This is a genomic window from Streptomyces tremellae (assembly GCF_039540215.1).
GTDB lineage: Bacteria > Actinomycetota > Actinomycetes > Streptomycetales > Streptomycetaceae > Streptomyces > Streptomyces tremellae.
In genome coordinates, this window is the sequence record NZ_BAABEP010000025.1 from 13,442 (window position 1) to 30,479 (window position 17,038).

Here is a 17,038-nt window from a genome sequence, read left to right on the forward strand (position 1 = left end):
GGGGGCCGGTTACGGCCGCCGCCTGAACCCGCCGTCCAGCACGCCGCCCTCGAACGCGGCCCACCCCCCGGCCGCGAAGACGAGAGCGTGCCCGCCCCCGTTGTCCTTGCTGTCCCGCATGGCCACGCGGCCGTCATCGAGGAACGCGACCTCGACGCACTCGGCCTGGCCGTTGCTGCGGCTGCTCTTGCGCCACACCGCACCCGTCAGGTCGGAACTCTTCACTGCTTACAGCTCCCTTGTTGCTCGGCGGAGAAGGCTCTGCGTGTCCTCGTGGTTCAAGGCGGCGCCCCAGATCGCTGTGAACGCTCGGTCATAACGATCGATCTCATGTGGCTTGTCGAGATACAGGGCCCCGGTGAAGCCCTCCACGTACACCGTCGGCGGCTCCGTGTCCCGACCGCCGCCGTTGGCCGGAAAGCGCATCCTGACGAACGGGCCGGACATGATGCCCGCGTGCAGGCCCGCGCTGAACGGCACGACGCGGACAGCCACGTTGTCCAACTCATTCAACTCGACCAACCGTTGCAGTTGCTCGCTCATAATGGTGCTGCCCCCTACGGGACGGCGGAGAACGGCCTCGTTGAGAGCGACCTCAACCGTGGGTGCCGCCGTCACCCTCGTCAAGAGCGCCTGCCGTGCGATACGCACCTCCACCCGCCGAGCGATCTCTTCGTCCGGCACACCAGGGTTGTCCTCGCGGATCAAGGTCTCGGCGTAAGCGCGTGTCTGAAGCAGGCCCGGCACCAGTTCGGAGGAGTACCAGGACAACCGCTCCGCTGCCTCTTCGAGCCCGATGTACAGGTCGAAGCCCTCCGGGATCACGTCACCGTAGGAGTGCCACCAGCCCCGGTTCTTCGTCTCCTTGGCCAGGCCCATGAGGCCCTTGGTCAGCTCGGCGTCCGCGCCGTAGACCTTGCACATGGCCTCCACGTCGAGGCTGCGAAGCGACACCTGGCCGGTCTCGATGCGCCAGATCTTCGGTTCCGACCACTCCAACTGCTTGGCGGCGGCGCGCACCGTCAGGCGTGACGCGTTGCGCAGATCGCGCAGGTGTCGGCCGAGTTGCCGTCGAGGGACCGTCGAACCGGTCGTCGCGCCACTCACAGGCTGCCCGCCTTCCTTCCATACGAGTGCCACTTGCACCCGGAATGTAATCGTCAGAGGTTGCGATCCGCAACGCCGCATAAGAGTTCGACCACTTCGGAATGATTACTCAAAAACGTAGTCTTGCAGAACGATCCTTACGATGCTTCACTCGGTAACCCACGAGTCAGCCGCGAACACGAAAAGTGATCGCACGGCGAGGGAGTTCGCGCGATGAATCCACCGGTCTTCGGCTACCTGCGTGTGCGCGAGGCGGCGCCCGACCTCGAAGTCAGGCGTGAGGAGCAGCAGTTAGCGCGATGGGCCGGGACCGAGGGATATCGCCTCGTCCGCGTCTACCGGGAGGCGGACGAAGGCGGCATCGCCGTCCTGTCCGAACTGGTCGACGCGCTCAACCGCACGGGTACGCGTGCCGTCGTGATGCCGTCCGTCCGGCATCTGGGCGTCAACAGGCTGCTCCAGGACCACCTGTGGGCACACCTCGTGGACGGCGCCCGCGCCGATGTGTTCGAGGTGAGCGAGGGATGAGCGCACCGGCACCGGGGCGGTTCGCCGCGTGCAGCATCCGACTTGCCGCCGTGCTCACCGCCGTCAGCCTCGCCCGCGCCTTCGTCCGGCAGACGCTGACGGACTGGCAGCTCGCCGAACAGGTCGACAGCGCCGAGCTGATCGTCTCAGAACTGGCCACCAACGCGGTCAAGGAAACCGGCCTCACCGACCCCTCGCCACGGTGGCAGGACGTGCGGGCGCATCACATCATCGGGGTCCAACTGCGTTTGGTGGACACGCGGTTGTATGTCGAGGTGTGGGACAGGGCGGGCGGCTCGCCCGTCGTGCCCGAGCAGACGCCCGACGCCGAGGGCGGCCGGGGCCTCTTCCTCGTGGAGGCGCTGAGCGAGCGGTGGGACGTCCACCGCTCCGTGGCCGGCGGGAAAGTGGTGTGGGCGCGGCTCGCGCTCACGCGGGCCGCCGATGCGCCTCCGCTCGCCGATCTCGCGTTCGCGCAGCGCGTCCTCGACGGCCTCCGCCGCCTGCCGGACCTCAGCGCGGCCGGGTGACGATCACCGGCGGACACCGACGCCACCCGTCGTACGGATCCGGCGGGAACTCCCGCACGGGCGGGCTACGGCCCACCCCATCCACCAGACCTTCGAAGCGCGGCGCGCCGGGCTCACGGGTGGGCGGTGCGCAGGCCGTCGAGGGTGAGGGTGAGGAGGCGCTCGGCCCGGTCGCGCTGGTCGGGGGCTCCCGAGGTGAGGGCGATGCCTTCGAGCGCGGCGGCGAGGTCGGCGGGGCCGACGTCGGTGCGGACAGCCCCCGCGGCCGCGCACGCGTCGAGCAGTGCGGCGATCGCGGCCTGGATCATGTCCCGGCTCCTGCCGTAGGGGTCGCCGCCCGCCACGGCGATGGCGCGCAGGGCGTCGGCCATGCCGAACTTCGCGGTGACGTAGTCGAGGAAGAGGCGCGTCCAGGCTCGCAGGGCCTCGAAGGGCGGGTGCTGCGCGAGCAAGCCCGGCACGGAGTCGCACAGTTGGGCCACCTCGTTGCGGTACACCGCCTCGATCAGAGCCTCCCGGGTGGCGAAGTTGCGGTACAGGGTCGCGCTGCCCACGCCCGCCTCCCTGGCGATGCGCTCCAGGTGCGCGTCGAGCCCCTCCTCGGCGAACACGCGCACCGCGGCAGCGAGGATCTTCTCCCTGTTGCGTCGCGCGTCGGCTCGCAACGGGCGCTGTGCGCCGTCCGCCGCCATTGGCCGCCCTCCCTCCGCGTTCTCGCCCCGCTTGCCAAGTGGGGGCGCGCCCACTTAGCCTTCAATGAAGCGGGGGCGTCCCCACTTCATCGTAGGCCATTGCCATGACCTGCGCGTATCCCCTCATGGAAAGAATTTGATCATGTCAGGTATCGAAGGCAAGGTCATCGCGATCACCGGCGCGAGCAGCGGCATCGGCGCGGCCACCGCCGCGCACCTGGCCGAGCGTGGGGCCCGGCTCGTGCTCGGGGCCAGGCGCGAGGACCGGCTCGCGGACGTGGTGGACGGGATCACGGCACGGGGAGGCACGGCGGTCGGGACCGTCATCGACGTCACCCGCCGCGCGGACCTCGCCCGGCTGACGGAGACCGCGGTCGAGCGCTTCGGCCGGCTCGACGTCCTGGTCTCCAACGCGGGCACGATGGCCGTCTCACCCTTCGACGAGCTGCGCCAGGACGACTGGGACGCGATGGTCGCGACCCACGTCACCGGCCTGCTCAACGGCATCGGCGCAGCGCTGCCCGTCTTCCGGCGGCAGGGCTCGGGCCAGTTCGTGAACGTCGCCTCCACCGCCGCCCATGTCGTGAAGTCCCCGCAGGGCGTCTACGCGGCCACCAAGACGGCGGTGAAGGTGCTGAGCGAGGGGCTGCGCCAGGAGTCGGGGCCCGGCCTGCGCGTCACCCTGATCTCCCCCGGCTTCACCCACACCGAGGGGGTCGGCAAGGGCGCGAGCCCGGAGGCCGCCGCGGCGATGATCGAGCAGCGCGACGAGATCGCCATGCCGCCCTCCGCCGTCGCGTCCGCGATTGCCTTCGCGATCGAGCAGCCCGAGGGCGTCGACATCGGCGAGGTCGTCGTACGGTCCACGGCGCAGGCGTGACGGCGGAGGGGGGCGGGGCCGGTACGGGCCGGGGCAGGTACAGGCCGGGGGCGGTAACGAGGGGGCCCTGTACGGGCGGGGCTCCAGGGGGGCGGCGTCAGGCCGTGCCCAGGGCCCGCAGGGGCTCGTCCGTGAGGCGGTAGGCCGTCCAGCCGTCCTGGGGACGGGCGCCGAGCGCGCGGTAGAAGGCGATGGAGGGTTCGTTCCCGTCGAGCACGGACCATTCGAGGCGCTCGTAGCCACGGTCGACGCAGAGCGCCGCGAGGGTGCGCAGCAGCGCCTTGCCGTGGCCGCCGCCGCGGTGGCCCGGCCGCACGTACAGGTCCTCCAGGTGGATGCCGTGGACGCCGCGCCAGGTGGAGAAGCTGAGGAACCACAGGGCGAAGCCGACCGGGGTACCGTCGCGGTCGTCGACCGCCACGTGCGCGCAGGCGGCGGGCCGTTCGCCGAAGAGTGCCTCGTGGAGCTGGACCTCGGTGGCGCGTGCCTCGTGCAGGGCCTTCTCGTAGTCGGCGAGTTCGCGGACCATGGCGTGGATCACGGGCACGTCGGCGGGGGTTGCGCTGCGAATCACGCGTCCCACCTTGCACGGGCCCGACTCAGCGCGCCAGCGGCGTCCGGCCGATGGACACCTCGCGCTCGCCGGGCGCCGCGCCGTCCCACAGGGCCCGCAGGGCCCACAGGCCGTCCCGGAGCACCCGCGCGAGCGTCCAGGCGCGGGCACGCTCCCGGCCGAGGCCGAGGACGCGGGTCAGCAGGACGAAGACGAGCGCGGTCAGGCCGTACCGTTCGGGCCGGCACGGTGCAGCCGCCGGCGCGCGAGGAAGCGGGCGGCGTCGGCGGGCAGCGCGGCGACGAACGCGCGGCCCACCTCCCCCTCGTGGCGCGCCTGCGCCGCGGCGAGCGCGGGCGGGGCCTCGATCGCCTCACTCCGGTGGTGCCGTCCGCCCCCAGGGCGTCCCGGGGCACGGCCCGCGCGGTCCCGGCCGCTCACCAGTGCTCCACGTGCCGTGCGCCGCACTGTTCCTTCATGATGCCTGCCCCTCAGGCGAGCTTGAGGAAGAGGTCGGCGAGTTCGCGCGGCATGGTGATCATGCAGTCGTGTCCTGTGGGGAGTTCCCAGACCTGCGAGGGGTTCCCGTTGGGCTGGCGCGGCGGGACGGGCGGCCTGACGAACCCCTTCGGCAGCGAGGTGCAGTGGATGTGCGTGCGCTCGATCGCGTCGGCGGCCGGGTCGGCCAGCCGCACCGGCTGCTGGAGGCAGCGCACCGGGTGGTCCGAGAGCATGGTGCGCAGCCAGGCCAGGTCCGCAGGGTCGGTCACCCCGAACAGGCCGTCCGGCGGCGGCAGTTCGCTGGGCGGCGGGACCCGCCAGCCACTCTCGGACCGCAGGGCGGCGTCGATCATGGCCCGGGTCGCGGGCAGCGCCTCGGCCGCGCTCTCGCCGTCCCCCGGCACCATCGCGTCGAGGTGGACGAGCCGGGCGATCCTCCCTGGCACCCGGTCGGCGACGGCCGAGATGACGAGTCCCGCGTAGCTGTGGCCGACGAGCACGACGTCGGTCAGGTCCTCCGCCCCGATCAGCCCCAGGATGTCCTCGACGTGCGTGTCGAGCCCGACCTCGGGGCCGAGCAGGTGCGCCCGGTCGCCGTAGCCGGTCAGCGACGGTGTGTACACCCGGTGCCCGGCCGCCGTCAGCAGCGGGGCCGTCCGCCGCCAGCACTCCCCGCTGTGGAAGGCGCCGTGCACCAGCAGATACGTCGTCATGCTCACACTCCTCGGGTGGCTCTCCCGCGCCCCGCCGTCCACCGGCCTGCGCGGCGCCCGCCCACCGGGCGGGCCGCGGGCCACGCTGCCGCCGGCCGGAGCGCCGGGCCAGAGCCCCCGCGGTCCTGGGGGCGGGAGGACCAGGCACGCGACCTGCGCAAGGCCGCGGCGGAAGTACGGTGGAGCCATGGCCGAGAGACCGAATCCGCTGGGCGAGTACGTGCGCGCGCGCCGCGCGCTCGTCACGCCGGAGGAGGCCGGCCTGCCGTCGACCGGGGTCCGGCGCGTGCCGGGCCTGCGCCGTGAGGAGGTCGCGCTGCTCGCGGGCATCAGCGCCGACTACTACCTCCGCCTCGAACAGGGCCGCGACCGCAACCCCTCGGCGCAGGTGCTCACCGCGCTCGCCCGCGCCCTCAGGCTCGACGCCGACGCGACGGCGCACCTGCTGCGGCTCGGCGCCGCCGCGTACCGGCCCGAGGGGCGCGGCGCGTACGAGACCGTGCCGCCGGGCACGGAGCGGCTCGTCGCGGCGCTGCCGATGCCCGCGTTCGTGGAGAGCCGGCGCCTCGACATCCTCGCGGCCAACGCCGCGGCGACCGCGCTCTCGCCGCGCCTCGCGGTGGGCGGCAACCGGCTGCGCGACGCGTTCCTCGACCCGGCAGACCGGGCGCTCTACCCGGACTGGGAGAGTGCGACCGAGGAGCTGGTCGCGGGTTTCCGCGAGTCGGTCGCCGCCGCGTCCGACGACCCGCGGTGCGCGGAGTTGGTACGTGAACTCACCCTCGCAAGCCCGAGGTTCGGCCGCCTGTGGGCCAGGCACGACGTGCACGTGTGCACGGGCGGGCCGCTGCGCGTCGACCACCCGGAGGCCGGGCGCCTGCTGCTGGACAGGGAGCGGCTCGCCGTCGCGGGCACAGCGGGCCAGACCCTCGTCGTCTACCACCCCGACCCCGGGGGCGAGAGCGCCGCGGCCCTCGCCCGCCTGACCGGTGCCGCGGCGGACACGGGCGGCCGCGGCCCCCGGGGCGTGGCGCGGTCTCAGTCCGCCCAGTAGCGCGGCACATCGCGGAAGACGGACTTGGGGATCTTGCCGTGGACGACCTTGGTGTAGTTGACGGCCTCGGCGATCTCGAAGTCCACGGCGACGCTGCACAGCGTGTACGCGTCGGCCGCGGACATCCCGCGGTGCGAGCGCAGGAAGTCGACGGCCTGCTGGAGCGAGAGGGCGAGCGCCGTGTCGAGGTCGGTGTCGATGCCCATGCTGATGTAGTGCGTGCGGCTCTCGGCCATCGGCCAGGGCGCGTGCACGTTCTTGTGCACGAAGAACTGGAACGTACTGGTCAGCGAGGTCTCGATGGCCGTGCCGTCGACCTCGCCGTCGCCCTGCGCGGTGTGCCCGTCTCCGGTGGAGAACAGGGCGCCTTCGTTGAAGACCGGCAGGTAGAGGGTGCAGCCCGCGGTGAGGTCGCGCAGGTCCATGTTGCCGCCGAACGGCCCAGGAGGCCGTGAGCTGACCTTGCCGAGCCCGGGGGCCGGCGCGGTGCACATGATGCCCTGGAAGCACTCGATGGGGACGTGCACGTCCTTGGTGACGGCGGCGAGCTTCCGCTTCAGGTCGAGCGGGATGACCTTGGTCGAGTCGCCGGTCAGCAAATCGGGCAGGACGCCGGAGCCCGCGCCTGTCTTGTTGACGCCGTACGGGACGCGGGCCCGCGAGTCCAGGACGCGCACTTCGAGCACGTCACCGGGGCGCGCGCCCTCGACGTACACGGGCCCGGTGAGGACGTGCACGCTCATGCCGGGCTCCGGCTGCTTCGCCGCGTACACGTCGACGGCGTCCTTGAGCACGTCCCCGCGCCTGACGCCGTAGCGGCCGAAGAACGTCACGGGGTCGGCGCCGTTGATCATGCCCTGGTGGGAGAGGGTGTCGATGGTGACGACGTCGCCAGGCGCCACCCGCAGCACGGGCGGGAGCGCGGCGTCCAGGTAGCCCCACGCCACCGTGTCGGGGCGGGAGGGCAGATGGTGTGCGGGCCGCGGGCGGTGCGGGGCCGCGGGCCTGCGCCCTGGCTCCGCGGCGGCGCTCGTCGGTATCGCGATGCCCGCCGCCGCGGCGGTGGTGACGGCCGCGGCGCCCGTCGCGAGGAGTCTGCGTCTGCTGAGTCCGGCGGTGCCGACGGGCCGGGGATCTGTGGTGTTCACGTGGCTCCTTGCCGTGTGGGAACGGCGGGAACGCTAACTTTGCTCTGTATTCGCCCCATTGCGCGGCCATTTCGGGGGCGTTGCCCCGCCTCACCGGAGCGGGGCCGCCCCCATCCGAGCGCACAGGGGGGCGCGGTGGGTCCACAGGGAATCCGCGTCGCCGTCCGATCGCCAGGCGTCCCAGGGCGGGCCCGGGAAGCCGGGCCCGGGGGACGCGCGGGCACGGGACACCAATGAGCCCGAGGCGCGCGGACACGGAAGCCTGAGCCCGGGGGCGCGTGAGCCCGGGGCCCGTGGTCCCCGGGGGCGTGATGTCCGGGGCACCCGGGGCGCGTCGGCTCAGTCCTCCGTGCGGGGCCGTTCGTCGAGCGTCGCGAGGCGGGTGGTGACGTCGTCGGCGAGCCGGGCGAGCAGCCGGCCCAGGTCCTCGCGGTCCTGCTCCGACCAGTCGGCGATGGCCTCGGTGAACCAGCCGATCATCGACACCGCGTACCGGTTCGCCGCCTCTGCGCCCTCCTCCGTGGGCTCGATCAGGCTGGCGCGCCGGTCGTTCGGGTCGGCGATACGACGGACGAGGCCGCGCCGCTCAAGCCCCTGGACGTGCCGGGTGACATGCGGGCCGACCACGTGCATGCGCTCGGCGATCTCCCCGACGCGCAGCGGCCGGCCGGCCATGTGGAGGGTGGTGAGCACCCCCACCGCGGGCCGGTCGAGCGAGAGTCCGACCGCCTCGATGGCCCGCTCGGCGATGCCGCCGCGGGTGATGGCGCTGCTCAGCCGGGTCAGTCGCGGCAGCACGGCCATCGCGACCTCCGCGGCGGCGTCCGCGCCCCGGTCGGGATGGGCGGGTTCGGACACGGCCGGTTCCTCTGCGGCCATCACACCTCCACTTGCATACCTAAGTTAGGTATATGTACAGTCGATTCCACGGCGCCTCCACGAAGGGCTACGCACGCCCTCCATAAAGATACCTAAGTGAGGTACATGCTGGCGCCGCAGCTTCGAAAGGGGAAGCCTCGTGAAGAACTCCGCGCACCGCACCGTACTCATCTCGGGCGCCAGCATCTCAGGCCCGGCCCTCGCCTACTGGCTCGACCGCTACGGCTTCGACGTCACCGTCGTCGAGAAGGCGCCCGCCCTGCGCGGCGGCGGCTACGCCATCGACATCCGCGGCTCGGCCCGCGCCGTGGTCGAGCGCATGGGCCTGCTCCCCCAACTGCGCGCGGCGCACGTCGGCACCCAGACCATCTCGTTCCTCGACGGAGAGGGGAAGCCGGTCGGCTCGCTGCGCCCCGAGTCCGTGAGCGGCGGGGACGGCGGCCTCGACCTGGAAGTACGCAGGGGCGACCTGGCGCGCGCGCTCTCCGACGCCGTCGAGGACCGCGTCGCGTTCCGCTTCAACGACTCCATCGCCACGCTCGACGACCGCGGCGACCACGTCGACATCACCTTCGAGAGCGGCGAGCGCCGCGCCTTCGACCTGGTGATAGGCGCGGACGGGCTGCACTCGCACACCCGCGGCCTGGTCCTCGGCCCCGAGGAGCCGTACCACCACTACCTCGGCTACGTCTTCGCCGGCTTCACCCTGCGCAACGACTTCGGCCTCGCCCACGAGGGCGTGATCTGGAACGAGCCCGGCAGGGCCGCGGTCCTCTACGCGCACGAGCCGTCGGACCGGCTGCACGGCTTCCTGACCTTCCGCCAGGAGGAGCCCCCGATCGAGGCGTTCCGTGACCCGCGGGCCCAGCGCGACCTGGTCGCCGCCACCTTCCCCGAGCAGGTGTGGCACGTGCCACAGCTGGTCGCCGCGATGCGCGAGGCCGACGACGTGTTCTTCGACGTCGTCAGCCAGATCCACCTGCCGACCTGGTCGCGCGGGCGCGTCGCCCTCGCGGGCGACGCCGCGCACGCCACGTCGTTCCTTTCGGGACAGGGGTCGAGCGTCGCCCTCGTCGGCGCGTACGTGCTCGCCGGCGAGCTGGCCACCCGCGCCGACCACACGGAGGCCTTCGCCGCGTACGAGCGGGTGGTGCGGCCCTTCGCCGAGCGCAACCAGGCCCTGGCGGGCAGCGGCGGCACCGTCGTCACCCCCGCCACCCAGGAGATGATCGACGCACGCAACGCGGCCCTGCGCGACCCGGCGGGCCTGCCGGTGGACGAGCAGCGCGCCGCGCACACCGCCATCGAACTGCCCGACTACGCCTGACGGCACGGGGCTTCGGGGCGGCGGACGCGGCTCGGGACGCCGGCGGCTCCGGGCGGGCCTTCGGGATCCGTGGCCCGGGGCTGCCACGGAGGGACGGCCCGCGCGGGCTACTCCACCTCTATCCCGAAGTCCTCGACCAGCGCCTCAAGACCGCCCCGGTAGCCCTTGCCGCCGACGACGAAGTCCCAGTCGCCGCCGGCGCGGCGGCGGAAGGAGCCGAGGACCAGGGCGGTCTCGCCGGGCCTGCCGTCCGAGACGTCGAGCCGGTCGAGCTCCGCGCCCGCCGCGTCCCGCAGCCTGATGCCCGCCTCCGTGAAGCCCGACAGGTCGGCCTCCGGGTTGGCGACCGGGTCCACCGCGGCGACCAGCACGAGCCGGTCCGCGCCGGCCGGCAGCCGGTCGAAAGCGACGCGGATCGCCGCGCGGTCACCGCCGACCGGGTCGACCATGGCGACCGAACCGTCCGGCGTGCGGTGGTTGTTGAAGAACACGAAGTGGTCGTCGCCGAGCACCCGCGTCCCCCGGCAGACCAGCGCGCACACGTCGAGCGCCACACCGCCCGCCCAGATCATGCCGAGCGTGCAGGCGTCCGGGTCGGCCGAGGCGTCCACCAGTGCGTCGCCCGCGCGCTGCGCCGGTACGCCCGCGGCGGGCCCGAGCCTGCCGCGCAGCCCGTACCGGTGCAGCAGCTCCACCAGCTCGGGCCCCGAGACCAGTTGCAGCGGCTTGCCGTTGGCGAAGGCGCGCGACCCGTTACCGAAGCCCGAAGTCGTCACCAGCAGGCCCTTGTTGGCACCCTGGTCCTGGACCGTGCCGTACAGGTCGCGCACCGCGGTGGGCGGCACGGTGTTGCGGTACCGCTTCACCTGCACCACGATCTTGCCGCCGCTGATCGGGTCCGGGTCGAGCGCGTCCACGTCCACACCGCCGTCGCCCGACCTGCGGGTGGTCAGCGCCCGCATGCCGCGCGCCCTGAACAGGTCGGCCACCAGCTCCTCGAACTCCAGCGGGTCCATCTCGAAGAGGTCGGGCTCCTCGCCGCCGCCGTGCGACACGACCACGCCGGTACTCACCTCGTCAGGACGGCGCACCGCCGTGACCGACGCCAACTGGTCTGGTCTGGAAGACAGCTGGCCGCCGAGCCCGTCGACGAGGCAGTCCACGGGACTGACCAGTTCCAGGTTGAGCGCGTCGAAGTCCGGCCGCCGAACCGCGACCGACGCGAGCACGGCCCGGGTGCGCCGGCCCGTCGCCGGATCGGGTCCGTCCACGAAGCCGTTGAACGACACCGCGCCCACCGTGCGGAACTCGTCCGCCGCGAACACGTCCCGCAGCACCAGCAGCGCGGACTGCGCGAGCGCCTCCCGGTACAGCGCGCGCCGCTGCGCCGCAGGCCGCGACACCTCGCGCTCCTCGTCCGCGCTCGCCACATACCGTACGGCCCTGGCCTCAGGCACGGTGTCGTACGGCGGCAGTTCCCAGTCGAGCACCAGCTCGGCCGCGGCCCTGTCGTACGCCGCCGACACCTGGCGCGGGAACTCGTCGGGCCAGGCCGTCGACGCGTACAGCGCGGCGGTGAAGTACTCCACCACCGTCTCCGCGTCGCCGTCGCGCAGGCCCGCCTCCATCGCGCGCACCGCGTCGTTGTGGCGCTGCGTCTCGGCCCGTACGCCCGCCGCCCAGGCGTCGTACTGCCGCCGGTACCCGTCGAGTTGACGCCTGCGCTGGTCCTCGGCGTGCCGCGCGGCCTGCAGGTCGTGCGCGTACCGCTGCTCGGCCTCGCGGCGCGCCTCCTGCCGCCGCGCGTGCGACCAGCCCCGCCCCTCGGGCTGGTAGCGCGCGGGGTCGGGCATGGGCACCGGCTGGGCGAGTGCTCCCGGCGCGAACGGTTCGAGCGCGCCCTGCGTCCGCAGCAGCGCCGCCGTACGGAACGGCGCGGCGCCGCACCCCTTCACCAGCAGCCCCCCGAGCTCCGCCACCCGCCCTTCGAGCTCGGCCGTGCGGCGCTGCGCCTCCGCCTCGCGCTCCCGCTTGTACCGGGCCTGCTGCTGCCGGTCGGCGCGCGCCGCCGCCTGCCGCTGCCGCGCCTGCTCACGCTGGTACGCGGCCCGCTCGCGCTGCTGCGCCTCGTACTGCCGCTGCTGCTGGCGCTGCGCTTGTGCCCAACTCCCCGCCAGACCGCCGGCACCTCGACTCATTCGCCACGACCCTCCCCACGCGGAGGCGCGCCCACCGCCGCGCTCCGCTCGCACTGCTCATCCGAAAGCCCAATTGTCCAGGACGGCGGCCGAGTCGGCGCCGGTGCGTCCGCGCCTGCCCGCCGCGTACCGGTCGCATCGATGAGTTTCGCGCGCGCCGCGGGTCCTATCCACCGTAGAGAGGCGTACGCCGGGCGGTGCGGCGCTCCCGCGACCCCCGACCGTGCCGCCGCCCGCGTCCCCGGCCCGGCAACCGACCGCCTCGTCGGCGACGGCGGCCAGGAGGGGCCCTGCGGCTGGCTCAAGGACACGTACGGCCTGTCCTGGCAGGTCGTCCCCGCCGCCGCCACGACCGACCTGATCGCCGGCCCGGACCAGGCGCGCGTCGGCCGTGCGATGAAGGCGATGTCCACCATGAAGAAACCGGACCCGGCGGCGCTGCTCGCGGCGGCGGACGGTAAGTGAGGGGCGCTCGCCCACGGCGACGGCGCGGGCCACCGTCCACGCGCCCCGTGCGCGATCAGGCCCTGCGAGCGCCCCTGGCGCGGCGGACGAGGTCGCGGGCGGCGGGCGCCCACTCCCCGTGCGCGAACGCGAACCCGGCCTCCGTCAGCCGCCCGGGGACCACCCGGCGGCTCTTGAGCAGCAGCTCGGTGTCGGAGCGCAGGACGTACGCGCCGACGCCGGCCATCGCGCGGGTGGCCGGAAGACCGACCGGCACCCGCCACGCGGCGCGCAGGTCCCGCATGAACGCGCGCTGCGGGAGCGGCCCCGGCGCGGCGAGGTTCACCGGCCCCGACAGGTCCTCGCGCCCGATCAGGAACCGCAGGGCCCGTACGAAGTCGTCCTCGTGGATCCACGACACGTACTGGCGCCCGCCCGCCACCGGCCCGCCGAGGCCGAGCCGCACCAGCCACGACAGCACGTCGAAGACGCTGCCGCGCCCCGGGCCCATCACCATGGCGGCGCGCAGGGCGACCTTGCGGGTGGCGGGGGTCGCGGCCTCGGCCTGGGCCGCCTCCCAGGCGCGGGCGATCTCCACGCTGTAGCCCCAGTAGCCGGGAACCCCCGGCTCGCCGCCCCCGACGAGGCCGGTCGCCTCGTCGTTGGGCGCGTCGAAGCGGTGGGCGTAGAGGGTGGCCGTACTCATCTGGAGCCAGAGGCGGGGAGGCCGCGTGGCCGCCGCGACCGCCTCGCCCACGGCCCGCGCGGAGTCCACCCGCGAGTCCCTCATCTGCCGCAGGTTGGCCGGCGTGTACCGGCAGCTCACGCTGCGCCCCGCGAGGTTGACGACCACGTCGCAGCCGTCGACCTCCCGGGCCCACTCCCCCACGGTGCGCCCGTCCCACCCCACCTCGCGCACCCGCGGGCCGGCCACGGCCCCGCCGGCCCCCGGCCGCCGCGTCACCACGACGACCTCGTCCCCGTCCCCCGCGAACGCCCGCTGGAGCACCCGCCCGACATGCCCGGTTCCCCCGGGAAGCAGCACCTTCACACCACGAGGGTAACTCTTTTTTGAACACGTTCAAGAATCCGGCCCCTGCTACCCGGCGGGGACCCCACCCCGGCGGCGGGTCACGCCGCCAGTGCCGGGAGTCGGGTGCGGAACTCGGTGATGGTGCGGCGGGCGTAGGAGAGGCCGAGGCGGGTGAACTCGGCGTCGAGGGTGTCCAGGTCGGCGAGGGTGAGGGGGGTGGGGCGGCCCAGCTGGGCGAGGGTCTTGACCAGGCCGAGGCGGGCGAGTGCGGTGCCCCTGGGTTCCTGGATGGCGGCGAACTCCGTCAGGGCCACCGTGTAGGCGCGGCGCGCCTGGGGGTAGCGGGCCGCACGGTAGAGGACGTTGCCGCGCATCTTGTGGTTGTAGGCGAGCGCGGAGGCGAGGTGCATCTCGCGGCAGGTGCGGGCCGCGCGGGAGAGCATCAGCAGCGCGCGGTCGGTCTCGCCGCGCAACGAGAGGACGTCCGCGACACCCCGCAGCGACCAGGCCGAGCCGCGGTGGTCCTCCGCCTCCGCGGCGATCCCGGCGGACTCCTCGAAGAGGGCGAGCGCCCGGTCCCACTCCCCGGTGTTGCGGCACATCTGCGCGATCCCCGACATCGCCCACACGATGTGCCGGGCCTCGCCGTGCGCCCGCGCCTCCCGCAGCAGCTCCTCGTGCAGGTCGGCGACGGCCTCGTAGTCCCCCTGGATGCGGCCGGTCTCGGCGAGCCCGGCGAGCGCGTAGCCCCGCGCGGTGCGGTCGCCGCCCGCGCGGGCCAGCGGGACCGCGAGTCCGAGCAGCCGGCGCGCGAGCGGCAGCGAGCCGCACTGCCTTGCCAGGGTGCCGCCGCTCCACAGCGCCCAGGCCATCGCGGCGGGCGCGTCCGCCTCCCGGGCCGCGCGGTAGCTCGCCCGCCAGGCTGCCCCCGCCTCCGCGGCCTGCCCCAGCCTGCGGTGCGCCTCGGCGACGGCGAGCAGGGCCCGCGCCCGCTCCACCGCGGTGGCGGCGTCCTGCTCGGCGCGCTTCGCGGTCGCGAGCACCTCCTCGTAGGACGAGTTCACTTCCAGGGTCGCCCCCAGAGTCCCCTGGTACTCGGGTGCGCGGGCCTTGCCGTACATGTCCGGTCTCCCTCTCTGCCAAGGCCGATTCGCTCACCGGAAACGCTAGGGAGCGGAGGGGGTCCCGCGAGTCCGCCGGTGGTGGTGTCCCCGCGTCCGACTCAGGGGCTACGCCGAGGGGCCCGTGTTCATCGCGAGACGTACGGTGCGGGCGCGGGGGTCAGCCCTGAGTCGTCGGCGGGCGCGGGCGGGCCGCGGCGCGGCGGACGGCGGCGGAGGGCCGGTCTTCTTCGCGGTCGCGACCGCCGCTCCCTACCGTTCCACAGCCGATTCATGGGGAACTGCTGACCAACCATTCACCGTACGGCCAGGTTCGTGCCATGCGCCCGGATGTGCGGCTCGCGGAACATGCTTACCGAAATCCGACACAGCGCATGACGGCACGCCCGCGGGGTCAGTGGCCGATGCGCCCGCATGGACAGGTGACAGATGTTCAGTGCAAGAGCCATGGCGGCGCCCGGCCGACGCGGCGCGGGGAAGGCCGCGGCACTCGTGGCGGCAGCCGCGCTCGTCGCGCTCGGCGGTTCGGTGGCCCCGGCCGCCGCCGCCCACAAGGCCGGGGACAACAGCGCCAAGACCACCACGCCGATCAAGCACGTCGTCGTCATCTTCGACGAGAACGAGTCCTTCGACCACTACTTCGCGACGTACCCGAAGGCCGCCAACACGGACGGCACGACCTTCGTCGCGTCGGGCCGCACGCCCAAGGTGAACAACCTGGCGAACGCGAAACTGCTGAAGAAGAACCCGAATCAGTACGCCCCGAAGCGGCTCGGCCCGAACGAGGCGCAGACCTGCTCGCAGAACCACAACTACGGTCCCGAGCAACTCGCGTACAACAACGGCAAGGCCGACAAGTTCGTCCAGAACACCGAGACAGACACCTGCTCGGGCGGCCTGTTCGGCGAGCCCGGCCTCTCGATGGACTACTACGACGGCAACACCACCACCGCGCTGTGGAACTACGCCCAGCACTACACGCTGAGCGACAACTCCTACGGCTCCAACTTCGGCCCCTCGACGCCCGGTGCGCTCAACCTGATCTCCGGGCAGACGCACGGTGTGATCTCGGTCGACCCCGCCTCCGGCACCGAGAAGCCGAAGCAGACCAAGACGCCGAGCACCGCCGTGCTGGCCTCGCCGGACAAGAAGGGCGTCGGCACGGTCATCGGCGACCCCGACCCGGCCTACGACGACTGCTCGGACACGAACCACACGGCCGCCACGCCGCTCGCGGCGATGCAGGGCAAGAACATCGGCGACCTGCTGAACCAGAAGAAGGTCAGCTGGGGCTGGTTCCAGGGCGGCTTCCGGCCCACCACCGCGTGGGACGGCACCAAGGGCACGTACGCCACGTGCGAGGCCACCCACAAGAACATCGGCGGCACCGCGGTCGTCGACTACAGCCCGCACCACTCGCCGTTCGAGTACTACAAGTCCACCTCGAACCCGCACCACCTGGCCCCCGCCGGCGTGGACGAGATCGGCCACAGCGGGCGCGCGAACCACAACTACGACCTGACGGACTTCGACGCGGCCCTCGCCGCGCAGAAGCTGCCCGCCGTGTCGTTCCTGAAGGCCGCGCAGTACCAGGACGCCCACCCCGGCAACTCGGACCCGATCGACGAGCAGAACTGGCTCGTCACCGAGATCAACAAGATCCAGAAGTCCGCCGAGTGGAGGTCCACCGCGGTCGTCGTCGCCTACGACGACTCCGACGGCTGGTACGACCACGTCGCGCCGCCGGTGCTCAACGGCTCCAAGGACACCACCGAGGGCTCCAACGGCAAGCCCACCGACGCGGTCGCCTGCCGCCAGGGCCCGAGGGCCAAGGGCGGCTACGCCGACCGCTGCGGCCCGGGGCCGCGCCTGCCGATGCTGGTCATCTCGCCGTACGCGAAGACCAACGCGGTCGACCACACGCTGACCGAGCAGGCGTCGATCACCCGCTTCATCGAGCAGAACTGGTCCACGAAGCGGATCGGCGACGCGTCCTTCGACTCGCGCGCCGGCACCCTGAAGAACTTCTTCGCCTTCAAGCGGCCCAACAACGTCCAGGTGCTGCTGGACAAGAAGGGCCGCGTCTCCACCATCAGGTCCATCCCGAAGAAGGCCCCCAAGCCGGCGAAGAACGTCAAGATCACCGGCCCGATGGGCGGCGGGCTCGACGGGTCGGGCCTCGCCTCGCGCGCGGCCGGCTCCCCGTCCGTGACCGTCCCGGCCGCCGCGGGCGCCGCACTGCTCCTCGCGCTCGGCGGCGCCGCCGTGCTGCGCAGGCGCGGGCGCGGGCGCGCCTCGTAACACACCGCACCACCGCACCACGGGGGCTG

17 protein-coding genes and 1 pseudogene are annotated in these 17,038 nt (G+C 73.2%); 7 read left to right on the forward strand and 11 right to left on the reverse strand.

Annotated elements, in window-relative coordinates; genetic code table 11:
* Positions 1-9: 9 nt before the first annotated feature.
* Both ABEA77_RS18270 and ABEA77_RS18275 read right to left on the reverse strand, forming a co-directional pair.
* On the reverse strand, positions 10-225 hold the full coding sequence (locus ABEA77_RS18270) for a DUF397 domain-containing protein (RefSeq protein WP_345648367.1): 216 nt from the start codon (positions 223-225) through the stop codon (positions 10-12).
* A 3-nt stretch (positions 226-228) separates the two neighbouring features.
* Positions 229-1,107, reverse strand: a complete 879-nt coding sequence (locus tag ABEA77_RS18275; RefSeq protein ID WP_345648482.1) for a helix-turn-helix domain-containing protein — start codon at positions 1,105-1,107, stop codon at positions 229-231.
* A gap of 213 nt (positions 1,108-1,320) precedes the next feature.
* Between ABEA77_RS18275 and ABEA77_RS18280 the strand changes: the two genes are divergently transcribed.
* Positions 1,321-1,635: a hypothetical protein gene (locus ABEA77_RS18280; protein ID WP_345648370.1), complete on the forward strand. Its 315-nt coding sequence runs from the start codon at positions 1,321-1,323 to the stop codon at positions 1,633-1,635.
* The gene (locus ABEA77_RS18285) at positions 1,632-2,165 is read left to right on the forward strand and encodes an ATP-binding protein (RefSeq protein WP_345648373.1); all 534 of its coding nucleotides are present in this window, start codon (positions 1,632-1,634) and stop codon (positions 2,163-2,165) included. Before ABEA77_RS18280 ends, ABEA77_RS18285 begins: the two co-directional genes overlap by 4 nt.
* A gap of 113 nt (positions 2,166-2,278) precedes the next feature.
* Here ABEA77_RS18285 and ABEA77_RS18290 read toward each other — a convergent pair whose 3' ends face one another.
* Positions 2,279-2,857, reverse strand: coding sequence for a TetR/AcrR family transcriptional regulator (locus ABEA77_RS18290; protein WP_345648376.1), 579 nt, complete (start codon positions 2,855-2,857; stop codon positions 2,279-2,281).
* A 142-nt stretch (positions 2,858-2,999) separates the two neighbouring features.
* Here ABEA77_RS18290 and ABEA77_RS18295 point away from each other — a divergent pair, with 142 nt between their 5' ends.
* Positions 3,000-3,737: an SDR family oxidoreductase gene (locus ABEA77_RS18295; RefSeq protein ID WP_345648379.1), complete on the forward strand. Its 738-nt coding sequence runs from the start codon at positions 3,000-3,002 to the stop codon at positions 3,735-3,737.
* A gap of 97 nt (positions 3,738-3,834) precedes the next feature.
* Here ABEA77_RS18295 and ABEA77_RS18300 read toward each other — a convergent pair whose 3' ends face one another.
* From ABEA77_RS18300 to ABEA77_RS18310, 3 genes are all read right to left on the reverse strand, one after another.
* On the reverse strand, positions 3,835-4,311 hold the full coding sequence (locus ABEA77_RS18300; protein ID WP_345648382.1) for a GNAT family N-acetyltransferase: 477 nt from the start codon (positions 4,309-4,311) through the stop codon (positions 3,835-3,837).
* Positions 4,312-4,512: 201 nt separating this feature from the next.
* Entirely contained in the window at positions 4,513-4,731 is a 219-nt protein-coding gene (locus tag ABEA77_RS18305) for a hypothetical protein (protein WP_345648385.1), read from the reverse strand.
* A gap of 50 nt (positions 4,732-4,781) precedes the next feature.
* Entirely contained in the window at positions 4,782-5,504 is a 723-nt protein-coding gene (locus ABEA77_RS18310; RefSeq protein ID WP_345648387.1) for an alpha/beta fold hydrolase, read from the reverse strand.
* Positions 5,505-5,691: 187 nt separating this feature from the next.
* On the opposite strand from ABEA77_RS18310, the gene ABEA77_RS18315 reads away from it, so the two are divergent.
* Entirely contained in the window at positions 5,692-6,558 is an 867-nt protein-coding gene (locus tag ABEA77_RS18315; protein ID WP_345648390.1) for a helix-turn-helix domain-containing protein, read from the forward strand.
* Here the strand turns inward: ABEA77_RS18315 and ABEA77_RS18320 are convergent.
* Together ABEA77_RS18320 and ABEA77_RS18325 are read right to left on the reverse strand one after the other, a co-directional pair.
* Entirely contained in the window at positions 6,543-7,706 is a 1,164-nt protein-coding gene (locus ABEA77_RS18320) for an acetamidase/formamidase family protein (protein ID WP_345648391.1), read from the reverse strand. The two genes, ABEA77_RS18315 and ABEA77_RS18320, sit on opposite strands and share 16 nt — an antisense overlap.
* Before the next feature lie 339 nt (positions 7,707-8,045).
* Positions 8,046-8,585 carry a MarR family winged helix-turn-helix transcriptional regulator gene (locus tag ABEA77_RS18325; protein WP_425588309.1) on the reverse strand — a complete coding sequence of 180 codons (540 nt, stop codon included), beginning with the start codon at positions 8,583-8,585 and terminating at the stop codon, positions 8,046-8,048.
* A gap of 139 nt (positions 8,586-8,724) precedes the next feature.
* Here ABEA77_RS18325 and ABEA77_RS18330 point away from each other — a divergent pair, with 139 nt between their 5' ends.
* Positions 8,725-9,912, forward strand: a complete 1,188-nt coding sequence (locus tag ABEA77_RS18330) for an FAD-dependent monooxygenase (protein WP_345648393.1) — start codon at positions 8,725-8,727, stop codon at positions 9,910-9,912.
* A gap of 107 nt (positions 9,913-10,019) precedes the next feature.
* On the opposite strand, the gene ABEA77_RS18335 is transcribed toward ABEA77_RS18330, so the two are convergent.
* Positions 10,020-12,110, reverse strand: coding sequence for a restriction endonuclease (locus ABEA77_RS18335; RefSeq protein ID WP_345648396.1), 2,091 nt, complete (start codon positions 12,108-12,110; stop codon positions 10,020-10,022).
* A 264-nt stretch (positions 12,111-12,374) separates the two neighbouring features.
* Here ABEA77_RS18335 and ABEA77_RS18340 point away from each other — a divergent pair.
* A pseudogene (locus ABEA77_RS18340) lies at positions 12,375-12,575 on the forward strand (VOC family protein); the annotation flags it as partial.
* 55 nt (positions 12,576-12,630) lie between these two features.
* Here ABEA77_RS18340 and ABEA77_RS18345 read toward each other — a convergent pair.
* Both ABEA77_RS18345 and ABEA77_RS18350 read right to left on the reverse strand, forming a co-directional pair.
* Complete coding sequence (locus ABEA77_RS18345) at positions 12,631-13,605, reverse strand: epimerase (protein ID WP_345648399.1); 975 nt, start codon at positions 13,603-13,605, stop codon at positions 12,631-12,633.
* Between the two features lie 80 nt (positions 13,606-13,685).
* Positions 13,686-14,708, reverse strand: coding sequence for a tetratricopeptide repeat protein (locus ABEA77_RS18350; protein ID WP_345648402.1), 1,023 nt, complete (start codon positions 14,706-14,708; stop codon positions 13,686-13,688).
* Between the two features lie 429 nt (positions 14,709-15,137).
* On the opposite strand from ABEA77_RS18350, the gene ABEA77_RS18355 reads away from it, so the two are divergent.
* On the forward strand, positions 15,138-17,009 hold the full coding sequence (locus ABEA77_RS18355; protein WP_345648404.1) for a phospholipase C: 1,872 nt from the start codon (positions 15,138-15,140) through the stop codon (positions 17,007-17,009).
* Positions 17,010-17,038: the final 29 nt, after the last annotated feature.